A 13,335-nucleotide genomic window follows, 5' to 3' on the forward strand; every position below is an offset into this window, starting at 1 on the left:
ATGGACGAAAATTTAATGCTTGTTTGGGAAAAATGTCTTCAGTTTATGAGGGATAATCTAAATGCTGCTGAAGACAATACCGACCTGAAAAAACTGGAGAACTCTTTTGATTTACTGTTTGATAATGTGCAACCCATTTCTTTGGTGAGCAATAATCTTACGCTATTAGTACCAAGTGATTTCTACAAAGAATATATCGAAGACAATTATTTGTCCTTGCTTTCAGCTGCATTAAAAAAGAACATCGGAAAAGGGGTGAAGCTTTGGTATTCCGTTATGGAAAACAAACCTGCAGGTCAGGAAAAACCGATCACGGTCAACGTAAAAGGTAAAACGATTTCCACACCCAAAATGCAGGAAACTTTGCCGCCATCTTATTCCCAAAATTTAATCAATCCTTTCGTCGTTCCGGGAATGAAGAAGGTGAATATCGATTCAAATTTGAAAGCAGATTTTTCGTTCGATAATTATGTGGAAGGAGAGAGCAACAAGTTTGCGTCCACTGTTGCAAAATCGATCGCAAAAAGACCGGGAGCAACTGCATTCAACCCGCTGTTTTTATACGGAGGTTACGGAGTTGGGAAAACGCATCTTGGTCACGCAATCGGATTGGAAGTGAAAAATGCTTTTCCGGATAAAGTGGTTTTGTACTTGTCTTCGGAGAAATTCATCCAACAGTTTGTTTCTGCTGCGAAAGCTCACAAACAGACAGAATTTGCTAATTTTTACCAAATGGTGGATGTGTTGATTATCGACGACATCCAATTCCTCTCCGGGAAAAAATCGACGCAGGACAGTTTCTTCCATATTTTCGATTACCTGCACCAAAACGGAAAACAGATTATCCTGACTTCCGATAAAGCGCCGGTTGATATTTTAGATATTCAGGACAGAATTGTTTCCCGTTTCAAATGGGGACTTTCAGCGGAAATTAAATCGCCGGATTTCGATACCAGAAGAAAAATCATCGTTGACAAATTAAGCCGAGACGGAATTGTTTTGACGGAAGATATGCTTGATTTCTTGGCATCTGAAGTGAAAACGAATGTAAGAGAATTGATTGGTGTCATCAATTCTGTGATTGCTTACTCCACCATTTATAAGTCGGATTTAAGTTTGGAACTTTTAAAGGAAACCATCAACAAAATTGCGGCAAACCAAAAGAAAGTGATCAACATTCCGTACATTCAGGATGTGGTTTGCGAATATTTCGGGATCCAGAGAGAGCAACTTTTATCGAAAACCCGAAAGAGAGAAATCGCTTTACCAAGACAATTGGCGATGTATTTTGCAAAGGAATTTACCAATGCAACCTTTACCAAAATCGGCGAAGAAATGGGCGGAAAGGACCATTCAACCGTAATGTATGCATGTGACACGATAAAAGATGTTTCTAAAATCGACAAGGAATTGAAGAAATACGTGAAGGAATTGACGGAGAAGATAAAACAGTAAAATTTGTTGGTGAGTCGGTGAGTGGGTTGTGAAAAATTAAATCATACTGCTTCATCACTTATCAATCATCATTCATCAAATATATAAATGAAGGGTATAAATATTCTTCATTTTTTTGTACTATTACTCATTGCTTATTACTCATTGCTTATTACTCATTACTCATGAAAATATTAGTTGTTTGTCTCGGAAATATTTGCAGAAGTCCGCTGGGTGAAGGAATTTTGAAATCGAAACTTCCCGAAAATTTTGTGGTAGATTCTGTGGGAACCATTTCAATGCATGAAGGAAAGAAACCCGATGAAAGGTCAATTGAAATCGCAAAAAATCATGGAATAGATATTTCAAAACAAAGGGCACGTCCGATTACAAAGGCAGATTTGGAAAACTTCGACCATATTTATTGTATGGATTTGAGTGTTTATGAAGATGTGATTTCCATGGCGAAAAATGAGGAACAAAGAAAAAAGATTTCGCTCTTTTTGGAAGCTGCTGGTAATAATGGAGAAAATAATGAAGTTCCAGATCCGTATTGGGGAAATTTGGCAGATTTTGAAAACGTGTATCAAATGATTGATGAAGCGAGTTCCAAGATTGCGCAAAAACTTGTAAATTAGTTTGATTTTGTTTGGCATTATTTGAACGATTTGAAATTGTTCGAACGAATGATTAACTTTATCAAACAGCATCAAACAACATCAAACCCAATCAAACTAAAATCGAATGCTTTTTTTAATTCCCGCCTATCTTTCCGAAAATTCCCCGATGGAGCAATTCGCGCCAATCATTAAAGAATATATTTTAAAGACTGACTACTTTTTTGTGGAAAACGAGAAAACCGCCAGAAAAGTCATTAAATTTTTTGCCCCCGAAAAGAAACAGTCGGATTTGAAGCTTTTTCTTTTGGATAAATATTCGGAAACTTCTGATTTACAGGAATCACAAACTTTAATGAAAAACGATCAGGATTTCGGTTTGCTTTCCGAAGCGGGACTTCCGTGTATCGCGGATCCAGGAAATTTGATGGTGAAATGGTGTCATGAAAATAATATTAAAGTCATTCCTATAAATGGCCCATCATCGATTATTTTGGCTTTGATTTCTTCTGGTTTCAACGGGCAGGAATTTACTTTTAACGGTTATCTCCCGATTGATAAATCCGAAAAAAAATCAAAAATTCAATGGTTGGAAAATCAAGTTCAGAAAACGGGATACTCCCAAATTTTCATGGAAACTCCGTATCGAAATAACCAGCTCTTAGAAGATTTAATAAAGTTTTTGAATCCAAATACAAAACTTTGTATCGCCGCAAATATTAATGATCCACAAACAGAATTCATCAAAACCTTAAGCATGAAGGATTGGCAAAAAAACAAACCAGAACTTCATAAAATTCCGGCGGTTTTTGTATTAGGTAAATAAACTATTTCTGATATTCGTAAGTTGCTCCGTCGTAACCATCTGTTTTTAGAATAAGCTTTGACGCATCAACGGAAACAATAATTAATTCGCCATTATTTGAAAAAACCAAGTACTTCTGTTCAGTGTGATCGGTATTCGTTGTGCCTTTCTGTATGCTGTAATTTCCTTCACTTTTTACCACGTCGTTTTCCGTAATGCTGTAGTGGTAATTTTCCAGCAGTTGCATTTTTCTTACAATCCCAGTCGAAGCAGGAGTTTCGGTAGATGGAGGTTCATAAAATGTAGTAGATTTCCAGTTCCAGGTTCCAACAAAAAGTTCGTTGCTTAATTCGTCTTCTCTTTTACTACAATTGGTGAACAGAAGTAAAACAAAAGGAAGCAATATGATCACTTTTCTCATTTCTTAAAATTTCATCAAAGTTAAGGTTTCAATAAAAATTATTTCCTTTTAAGACGTTTAAAATTTTAATTGCTGACTAAAATCAATATTTAATTCCAAATTTTTTCAAAATAAAATGAAGAAGCCAAATTGGTCCCACCAAAAGAAACTGCAAATCCTTCAGGAAGCTTGGTTTTTTGCCTTCAATTTTATGTCCGTAAAACTGGCCAATCCACGATAAAACAAAAACGGAAAGAAAAAAGATCCAGGATTTGTGCTGAAATTCTATGTTGATGAAATACACCAAATGTTCCATTAAAAACATGATGAAAACCATTATTAAAGCAATTCTCCACGAAAGTCTGAAATAGAAAAAGGTAACCAAAAAAATTGCAACCAGCGAAACAATGCTTATCATCCCAAAATATTCGATGAAAATATGTGGAGAAGGAATAAGTGAGATGAAGCCCAAAATGCTCCAGAGAATGAGTGGAACGCAAATCCAGTGAATGGTTTTGTTGGTGGAGTTTTGGTGGCTTTCTGCGTATTCAGAAAAAAGATGGTCGATTTTGCGCATATTTGGTAATCTTAAAATATTTTAAAATTATTTGTGGATACTCGATAAATTATGCTAATTCCGATTTTATTTTGTCGATTTTCTCTTTTAATTCTTTCAATTTTTCATCATCTAAAATTCCTTTTTCCACCTCAAAATTTTCATGAAATTTTGGTAATGAAAATGTCTGCAAAATTTCTGCACCATCGAAAGGAAAACGTTTTTCGGCAATTTCCAAAACACTTGCGCCGCCTCTTGCTCCACCTGAAGTTGCCATCAATAACATCGGTTTTCCATTGAAGATTTTTCGTCCTTTGATTCTTGAAATCCAATCCATCAAATTTTTGAAAACGGCAGGAAAATTTCCGTTGTGTTCGGGTGTTGAAAGTAAAATTAAATCACTGTCATCAATTTTTTTGGCAAAATCGAGCGCAGGTTGTGGAATTCCGTCCTTTATTTCTCGCTCGTTTTTGTAAATCGGCAGCTCGAAATCATTCAAATCCAAAATTTCCACGTCGTCATCTTTAAAAAAAGAAGTGACAAATGTGACCAATTTTTTGTTGATGGAAACTTCGGAATTGCTTCCTGCAAAGGCGAGTATTTTCATAAAATTGATATTGATGTTTAAAATTAGTAAAAATTTTCAGGGTGAGATTAGTGAAATTCAATTAGCATAAAAATTCCGCCAAAAGTTTGACGGAATTTTTAAATTTTAAATTTTTGAATCTTGAATTAAAAGTGAACTTGCTGAATTTCTTCTTCCACTTCTTTCGGTGTTTCATTCGATTCTGATTTAATGAAGAGCATCGTGATAATCGCTCCGATAATCATACAAACTCCACCTACAACTACATAATCGATGGCCATTTTCCCAAAAATATTGGAAACGATTGGTCCGCCGAAGATTCCGTTGATGATTTGTGGAATTACAATGAAGAAGTTGAAAATACCCATGTAAACTCCCATTTTCCGCATCGGAATACTGTCAATCAACATTGCATAAGGCATCGCTAAAATACTTGCCCAGGCAAAGCCAAGTCCGACCATCGAAACTTTCAAATAAGCAACATCTTTAATAAAATACATTGAAATCAATCCCAAACCACCACAAAGTAAGGCTAAAGCGTGGGTTTGCTTCTTACCAATCACTTTGGCAATCGGCGTTAATAGAAAAGCAAAAGGAATCGCCCACAAATTATAATATCCAAATAATTTCCCTGTTAAATCTCCCGCTTTGTTGAAAGCTTCGGAGTGTGTGTCTTCTGGGGAAAGTCCGAAATGATGCGTCGCTAAAGCACTTGTCGTGAAAACCCACATCGTAAACAATGCAAACCACGAGAAAAACTGAACTGCGCCCAATCTTTTCATTTGTGCAGGAATATTCGCAAAATCTTTGAAAATATCCGAGAATTTTGAATGTTCTTCCACCATTTGTTTGCCGTCCTCAAACTCAGCAAATTCCTGCGGCGAATATTCTTTGGTGGTAATGATGGTGTATAAAATGGTTAACAATAAAAATCCTGCACCGATGTAAAACGAGTAAATCACGTTATCCGCAACAAAACCTTGTGGAGCCACATTGGAAACTCCTAATTTTGTTAACCAATCAGGCATGTAAGAACCGAGAACTGCACCAATTCCGATCAAAATCGTTTGCACTGAAAATCCGATTGTTCCTTGATGTTTCGGCAACATATCACCAACCAAAGCACGGAACGGTTCCATCGCCACATTAATAGAAGCGTCCATCATTGCAAGGAAAATTACGGCAAGAAGCAAAACATTTGCTGCAATAATGTGTGTTACAGAAGCCGCATTCGGAAGTAACATCAGACCAATCGCGCACAAAACGGCACCGATTAAAAAGTAAGGTTTTCTTCTTCCAAGCGGACTCCAAGTATTGTCCCCCAAATGTCCGATAATCGGTTGCACGATAAGTCCCGTGAATGGCGCAACAAGCCAAAACCATGAAAGTTGATGCACATCTGCTCCCAAGTTGGCGAGAATTCTACTCGCGTTTCCGTTCTGTAATCCGAACGCCATTTGAATTCCCATAAATCCCATACTCATGTTGATAATTTGGAGCAGGGAAAGGTTTGGTTTTATTTTTTTTGACATATAAATTTTTGTTTCAAGTTCAAAGTTTCAAGTTGTTGCATGATGCAATTGATGCAGGTTGCAAAGATTTTTTATTGTTTTAATTTTTGAAGGAGTGAGTCTTCAATTGATGATTTTGCGTTGATGACTTCTTTGGTGACATCGTTGGGAATCGTCATCGATAAGACATACTGCTTGATTTTCCATTGGTTGCCGATTTTTTCTAAAACACCGCTTCCGCGACAAATTTTCATTTGGGTGTCCAAAAGTTCATCAAACCAAGCGTATTTTCCGTCTTTGCTGAAAGTGATGTTTCTTTTTAAGGATTTGAAATTCCATGCTTTACCTTTGTCGAAATGTGGTTTTGCATAATCCATGAATTCTTTTTTATTCCATACTTCTGTGGCGTCGGTACCGATGAAGGTGGATTCTTCTGCATATAAATTGAAGTAGTTTTTGAAATCCGCGTTGGCTGCGAAAGTGTTTAAATCATCCAAAACTTTGGAGACGTTTTTCTTTTGAACGTTTTCGTAGAAGCCTTTGGTTTGGGCGTTTGCGAATGTTGCAACGCAAATTAACATTAAAAAAACAATATTTTTCATAGTTTTATTTTTAACCACAGAAGTCACAAAAGTTTAATTTAACTTTAAGGTGGAAATTTATTCTACAAATAAGGTCACAAAAGATTAAAAATCAAAGATTTTTAATTTATTCAAGTTCTAAAATTAGTGAAGATTTTGGTGCGATGGTCAATTTATTTTGAGTTGAGATAGAAAATTTTTTTCCTGAAACTACATCTTTTCCTTTGGACACTCCGTTTAAACTTTCTGAAAAGCGGTTTAAATCGAAAGTCTGTTCCTTTTCATTATTGTTTAAAACCACCATTACTTTTTCTTTTTCATTGTAACGAAAATACACATAAACCTTTTCTTTCGGCATATAATGCTTGGTCTTTCCGGTGTGAATCAATTCTTTTCCTTTACGCCAATTCAAGATTTTTTGAGTGAAATCGTAGAATTCTTTTTGTTCCTTTGTTTGAGTTTGTATGTTGAAAGCGTTTTGTTTGTCCTCTTTCCAGCCACCGGGAAAATCTCTTCGGATATCGGCATCACCGCCTTTATTTTTGTCGCCACGCATCCCAATTTCGGAACCATAATAAATCTGCGGAATCCCCCGAACGGTGGAAATTAAAGTTAGTGCCATTTTGTAGTACCTGGAATCTCCATTGAAAATTTCGTTAAACCTTTCTGTATCGTGGTTTTCAAAGAATACCAAAATATTGTTGATGTCGGGATAAAGAAAATCGTTGCCGAAAGAATTGTAAATCTTAATCATGCCTTTGTCCCAACTTTCCTCTTCCTTCAAAGCGTGCGGTAAATCGGTATAAAGCGTAAAATCCATAACCGACGGAAGGTTGGAATTGTAGCCGTCAATTTCGCCGATTTTGGAATTTTTTTGCCAATACGAAATATGAGCGGGAGAATACATCCACGCTTCGCCGACAATATTGAAGTTTGGATACTCATCCGTAATCGCTTTCGCCCATTTCGACATCGCTTCCTTGTCGTTGTAAGGATAGGTATCAACGCGAAGTCCGCCCAATTCTGCATATTCAATCCACCAAATTGCGTTTTGAGTTAAATATTTTAAAACCAATGGATTGCTTTGATTTAAATCGGGCATTGTTGTATCGAACCAACCGTTTAAGGCTTCCTTTTTATCGATTTCTGCAACATTGGTATCAAATTGCGACGTTGTACGGTAATTGGAACGCTTGAAGCCATATTTTCCTTCACCATCCGAAAATTGATGAATCCAATCTTTGGTCGGCAAATCCTGAATCAGCCAATGCGAAATTCCCCAATGATTCGTCACATAATCCTGAATGAGCATCATTCCACGTTTTTGTAGTTCGCGCGAAAGTTCAAGATATTCTTCGTTGGTTCCGTAACGACCATCGATTTTGTATAAGTCAGTTTGCGCATAACCGTGATAGGAAGTCTGTTTTTCATTGTCCTCGTTCGCAGGCGTTAACCAAAGTGCGGTAACACCCAAATTTTGCAGATAATCTAAATTTTTGATAATGCCGCGCAAATCTCCGCCGTGTCTTCCACTTGGTAAATTTCGGTTGGCTTTTTCGGTGAGATTGGGTTGAGAATCGTTGCTGTAATCGCCGTTTGCGAATCTGTCGGGCATAATTAAATACATCACATCTTTGGAAGTGAATGAATTTCGGCTTGCAGAATTTGGATTTCGCTGCTTCAATTCATAATCGAAAGAATTTACCAATTTTTTTCCGTTCTTCAAATTGATTTTGAATTTAGGAACGGTGATTTCATCAGTGTTTAACGTAATGAAAACGTAGTTTGGGTTTTCTACTTTTTTGAATTCTTTAACCTGAATACCGTTGGATAATTCAATAGTTTGATTGGCAATATTTTTCCCATACACCAAAATTTGGAGTTCGGGATTTTTCATTCCTTTCCACCAAAATGCGGGTTCTACGCGTTGGATTTGAGCGAAGGTGAAAGTTGAAATGAGGAGGAAGAGGAGTGTTTTTTTCATAGTTTGGAGGAAACCTTATAAGTTTACCATAGTTTTTCTAATTAATCGGCTTCACAGAAATCGCATAACCACCACTTCTTGCCAATTTCATTGGTAATTTTGAAGTGTTTGTTACCATTTTTTTATAGATTTTATACGATTGCGGATTTTTGATGTAATCGGCAGTATCGCCATCTGCATAAACGGTGGCTTCGTATTTTTTTCCTTTTGGTAGGAAAGAGAAATCAACTGTGTAATTTCTAGCGTTTTCATCGGTAATTCCACCGACAAACCATTCATCCTTTCCTTTTGTTTTTCTTGCTGTATGGATATAATCTCCCGGTTCAGCTGCCAAAATTTTGGTGTCATCCCAATCAAGTGCAACATCTTTGATAAATTGGAAAGCATCCATGTGTCGAGCATAATTTTCCGGCAAATCTGCCGCCATTTGAAGCGGAGAATACATCACCACATACAACGCCAACTGCTTTGCCAATGTAGTTTTCACGAATCTGTTGTCACCTGGAAAATAATAATCCAACTTGGTTTGGAAAATTCCCGGTGTATAATCCATTGGTCCGCCCATAAATCTGGTGAAGGGTAAAATTGTTTGATGGTCAGGATTATTACCACCGAATGCTTCGAATTCAGTTCCACGAGCGGCTTCAGCGGCAATCCAGTTTGGATAGGTTCTGTTCAAACCTGTTGGGCGAACAGATTCATGGGAATTCACCATAAGTTTATACTCGTTTGCTTTTTCTGCAATTCTGATATAATGATTAATGGTCCATTGCGAATAGTGGTGTTCTCCACGAGGAATGATGTTTCCAACGTAACCCGTTTTCACGGAAGGGTAATCATATTTATTCATCAACTGAAAGGCTTTATCTGCCCATCTTTCGTAGTTGGTTGCCGAACCCGAAGTTTCGTGGTGCATCATCAGTTTCATCCCTTTTGAATGCGCATAATCGTTCAACATTTTAATGTCAAAATCCGGATAAGGTGTGATGAAATCAAAAACAAATTCTTTGGAGTGACCAAACCAATCTTCCCAACCGGTATTCCAACCTTCAATGAGAAGTGCGTCGAAACCATTTGCAGAAGCAAAATCAATGTATTCTTTAACTTTAGTATTGTTTGCAGCGTGCTTTCCGTTTGGAGTGAGTTTTGAAAAATCGGTTTTTCCTATATGAACGTTGTTTGCCGTAGAATAGGCCCACTGAGATTTACCGATGATCATTTCCCACCAAACTCCCATATATTTTGTTGGTTTTATGTAGGAAGTATCTTTATACTTCGTTGGTTCGTTCAAGTTGAAAATCATTTTCGAATCCAATACTTCTTCGGCTTTGGGCGAAATAATAATCGTTCTCCACGGCGAAACCATGCTGGTCTGCATATAACCTTTTGCTCCTTGTGCATCTGGAGTTAAGTGTGTTTTTAATTTGAAATTTACGGCATCGACTTCCACATTTGCGGTGGGATAGTTGATGACCGCGGCTTCCGAGATGCTGTAATACAAAGGGTTTTTGCCTTCCCATTTCATGATGGTTGGAATTTGAATTCCGTTTTTGATTAAATTTTGGGAAGCGTTCCCGTCATAAGAAGTTGGCCATTTCGCAGGGATTTCCGAGATTTTGCTTTCTGTGTAGAGATATTCCTGAGAATCGTAGTCACCTGGAATCCACCAGGTTTTCATATCCGCTGGAAGGTCGATTTCAGTGTCTTCTTCCTTAATGATAAAATAATTTAGATTTTTTTGTTCAGGGAATTCATATCTGAAACCTAATCCGTCATTAAATAACCTGAATTTTACCACCATATATCGGTCATTTTCAGGCTGATTCAGTGTCACAGCGAGTTCGTTGTAATGATTGACGTATGACTTTTTTTCACCCATAATTGGGCTCCAGGATTCATTTTTGGAATCAAATTTTTCAGAAGTTTTCTCAAAACCATTGTTGAGATCTTTTCCTTTTTGGTCTTTTCTTTCAATTTCAGAAGCGAACTGAATATCACCGTCTCGATTCAATCTCAATCCCAATTTGGAATCTTCAACCACCGTTCTTCCCTGATATTTTAAATGATAATATGGTACACCGGATTTTAATTGAAAGTTCATCTCAAATTTTCCGTCGGGAGATTTTAACGTTTGTGCATTAATGGCAAAACTTCCCATCAATAGGAAGAGCGCGGATATTTTTAGGTTTTTCATATTCTTTTTTTTTTCAATCTTTAAAAATAAAAAAACTGCTGCTAAAAAGCAACAGTTTTCCTTCTTAATTACTGTCAAAAATTACTGTGGCGTAATTTTATAGGTACCTAATTTCACGTTTGCGGTGATTTTATAAGTAGCACCACCACCATTGAATTTGATGTTGTCATTATCTCCTTTTGGACCTAAAAATCCTGAATTCCCCGAAGAATGGATATTCGCCCATTCCAACGGACCCCAAGATTGCTGTCCGATGAATTTGAACTCCGCACCGTCTGGAATAGCAATGGTGTATTCAAAAACACCATCCCCAACAAGATCCATGGTAAATGCAGAACCCGCATTCCAGCTGTTGATTGATCCTACTAAGTACAATTCAGCCGGAATTGTTGGAATAGGAGATGCGGTTACCGTAATACTTTTTGTATTCTGGTCAATGGTAATTTTGTACATTCCGGAATCTCCTGTGAATTTCATGTTCTCATCACCGCCACCAATTGTTAAGTTAGAAGACCAAGTTTTGAAAAATTTGTACGCATCTTTAATTCCAGGTGTATTCAAACTGTAATTGATAGGGTTCCAGTCTTGTTGACCTAAGAATCTGAATTCTCCGTTATTTTCAAGATAAGTATATATTTCTGCAAGGTTTTGCGTGTTTTTCAAAAGTTGAGCACCACCTGCATTCCAGCCCACGGCAGTACCACCACCTACTAAATAGAAATCTTTGTACGCAGGTTGGTATGGGGTAACTTTGAAAGTAACAATATCAGAAACTTTTGTAATGATTCCACCAGGAGATTCAGTTTTAGCTGTTACACGAATGTCTACTTCAGAAGCAACGTTCACAGGCAAGTCTAATTTGGATGCAGCTTCGTTTAATGTAAAATGTGACAATACTAATTCTTTTACATTCTGCACAGATCCCAATTCGCTGAACGCTGCGGATCCTTTTTTAGCAATCTCTACCAAATAATTTACATCAGTTCCATAGTCATAGTCATTCCACTTAATCGTAAGTGCCGTTTCTGTTGGAGTATTTACATTCAGAACAACGGACTGACCAGCCAAAGGATTTGTAATAACTGGTATTGAAACCGGATATGGTGTTACGCCAAGAGAAATAACGTTTGAAACATTAGTTCCGTTTATTACTCTGATGTAAAGCATGGTTTGTGCGTAAGGCGAATAACCAGCCTGCAATAGCGAAGTATTAAGGTCTTGAATCGTTTTTGTCAAGCTGTTGGTAGCAGAAGTTCCAAATGTGATCGGAGTTTTAAAATCCGCAGTTTTTGAAAACTGCACTGTATAGTTTCCACTCGCTCCTGCAACGGGATCCCAAACAAGTCGGAATGCATTATTATCCATTGACGGGTAAAGCGTATTGCTGCTTAAGGTGGTATTATACAGATGGATCGAAGGATCAGGTGAAGTCCAGTTTCGATCTGCTTCGTCTCTACAAGCGTTGATTAAAAGTAATGGTAAGATAAATACCATCAAAATTTTAAATATATTTTTCATTTTTTGAATCTACTAATTGTTATTGAATAGTATAAGTTCCTGCTTTCAGATTGACCGTAATTTTGTTTCCTCCTGCACCTTTGTAAACGATGTTTGAGTTGTCACCTTTCGGGCCTAGGAAGCCTGAGTCACCGTTGTTGTCTTTAAGGATATGTCCCCATTCTAATGCGCCATTCCATGATTTTTGTCCAAGGAACTTGAATTCAGCATCAGTAGGAACAGCTGTAGTAATTTCAAATACACCTTCACTAACTTTGGTCATAGGCATTGCGTTGGTATCGCTCCATCCGTTCATTGAACCCACCAAATAAAGGTTGTCATATTTGTATCCAAGCGGAGATGGAGTAGCTTTTAATGTTTGTTTTGTACCATCGGCATCAATTTCAAGCATATAAATTCCTTCAGGATCAGTAAATTTCATGTTTTCATTATCACCGAATATGATATTTGTAGAAGTTTGTTTGAAATATCTGCTTGCTGCATCAGTTCCAGGAGCATCAATACTGTAGTTCGTTGGTCCCCACGCTTGCTGACCGAGGAATCTGAAATTCTCGGGAGTCATGTACGTATAAATCATCGATTTGCTGTCTTTCTTGTAAAGCATTTGCGCAGTTCCTGAATTCCAGCCCACGTAACTAGCTGCTCCCACCAAATAGAAAGTAGGGTAGGTAAGTGCATAAGGCGTAACCATAACTGAAGTGACATTTGAAACTGCAGTTAAAACTCCGTTTCCTAAAGAAGATGATACTCTGATATACATTTTTCCGGGTACATCTTTCACCAAACCGATGGTTTGTGCCGCCGTATTTAATTGGTTAACCGTGAAAGTTGCGGTTCTCACCGATTCTGCAACAGTTCCCAAAGTATATGGTGTTTTGAAATCTGCATCTTTCGCAACTTCAATTTTATAGTTAATTGAAACAGGGGTAGAGTATCCCGCTTGAGTCCAGCTTACGTTTAGCGCAGGGTTATCAGGATAATTTTTGTCGAGGAAAATGTTTTCAGCCGACAAATCCATTACGATGGGCGCAGCGGTATTTTCAACCTGCACCAATTCTCTGTCATCACAAGACGAAAGTCCCAGTACGATCAGTAATGCAAATAATGCTTTGTATATATGATTATTTTTCATTGTATTATGATTCATTT

Annotated in this window: 12 protein-coding genes; 3 read left to right on the plus strand and 9 right to left on the minus strand. The window is 37.4% G+C overall.

The features are described 5' to 3' along the window. From dnaA to J4771_RS00015, 3 genes are all read left to right on the plus strand, one after another. Positions 1-1,455, plus strand: coding sequence for a chromosomal replication initiator protein DnaA (gene dnaA / locus J4771_RS00005; RefSeq protein ID WP_224135447.1), 1,455 nt, complete (start codon positions 1-3; stop codon positions 1,453-1,455). Between the two features lie 164 nt (positions 1,456-1,619). Continuing rightward, positions 1,620-2,072, plus strand: a complete 453-nt coding sequence (locus tag J4771_RS00010; protein ID WP_224135448.1) for a low molecular weight protein-tyrosine-phosphatase — start codon at positions 1,620-1,622, stop codon at positions 2,070-2,072. Between the two features lie 106 nt (positions 2,073-2,178). After that, the gene (locus tag J4771_RS00015) at positions 2,179-2,877 is read left to right on the plus strand and encodes an SAM-dependent methyltransferase (RefSeq protein WP_224135449.1); all 699 of its coding nucleotides are present in this window, start codon (positions 2,179-2,181) and stop codon (positions 2,875-2,877) included. 1 nt (position 2,878) lies between these two features. On the opposite strand, the gene J4771_RS00020 is transcribed toward J4771_RS00015, so the two are convergent. The 9 genes from J4771_RS00020 to J4771_RS00060 all read right to left on the minus strand — a co-directional run bounded on the left by J4771_RS00020 (position 2,879) and on the right by J4771_RS00060 (position 13,333). After that, complete coding sequence (locus J4771_RS00020; RefSeq protein WP_224135450.1) at positions 2,879-3,277, minus strand: hypothetical protein; 399 nt, start codon at positions 3,275-3,277, stop codon at positions 2,879-2,881. Positions 3,278-3,359: 82 nt separating this feature from the next. Continuing rightward, positions 3,360-3,833, minus strand: a complete 474-nt coding sequence (locus tag J4771_RS00025; protein WP_224135451.1) for an Mpo1 family 2-hydroxy fatty acid dioxygenase — start codon at positions 3,831-3,833, stop codon at positions 3,360-3,362. Between the two features lie 49 nt (positions 3,834-3,882). Further along, a complete protein-coding gene (locus J4771_RS00030; RefSeq protein ID WP_224135452.1) occupies positions 3,883-4,419 on the minus strand; it encodes an NADPH-dependent FMN reductase in 537 nt (178 codons plus the stop codon). A 125-nt stretch (positions 4,420-4,544) separates the two neighbouring features. After that, positions 4,545-5,930, minus strand: a complete 1,386-nt coding sequence (locus tag J4771_RS00035) for an MFS transporter (protein WP_224135453.1) — start codon at positions 5,928-5,930, stop codon at positions 4,545-4,547. A 71-nt stretch (positions 5,931-6,001) separates the two neighbouring features. Further along, positions 6,002-6,511, minus strand: a complete 510-nt coding sequence (locus J4771_RS00040) for a nuclear transport factor 2 family protein (RefSeq protein ID WP_224135454.1) — start codon at positions 6,509-6,511, stop codon at positions 6,002-6,004. A 106-nt stretch (positions 6,512-6,617) separates the two neighbouring features. Then, a complete protein-coding gene (locus tag J4771_RS00045) occupies positions 6,618-8,474 on the minus strand; it encodes a glycoside hydrolase family 13 protein (RefSeq protein WP_224135455.1) in 1,857 nt (618 codons plus the stop codon). Between the two features lie 37 nt (positions 8,475-8,511). Beyond that, positions 8,512-10,668, minus strand: coding sequence for a glycoside hydrolase family 97 protein (locus tag J4771_RS00050; RefSeq protein ID WP_224135456.1), 2,157 nt, complete (start codon positions 10,666-10,668; stop codon positions 8,512-8,514). A gap of 81 nt (positions 10,669-10,749) precedes the next feature. After that, entirely contained in the window at positions 10,750-12,186 is a 1,437-nt protein-coding gene (locus tag J4771_RS00055; protein WP_224135457.1) for a SusE domain-containing protein, read from the minus strand. 19 nt (positions 12,187-12,205) lie between these two features. After that, on the minus strand, positions 12,206-13,333 hold the full coding sequence (locus J4771_RS00060) for a SusE domain-containing protein (protein WP_224135458.1): 1,128 nt from the start codon (positions 13,331-13,333) through the stop codon (positions 12,206-12,208). Between the last annotated feature and the right edge of the window lie 2 nt (positions 13,334-13,335).

The sequence above is a fragment of the Candidatus Kaistella beijingensis genome (assembly GCF_020084865.1).
Taxonomy (GTDB): Bacteria; Bacteroidota; Bacteroidia; order Flavobacteriales; family Weeksellaceae; genus Kaistella; species Kaistella beijingensis.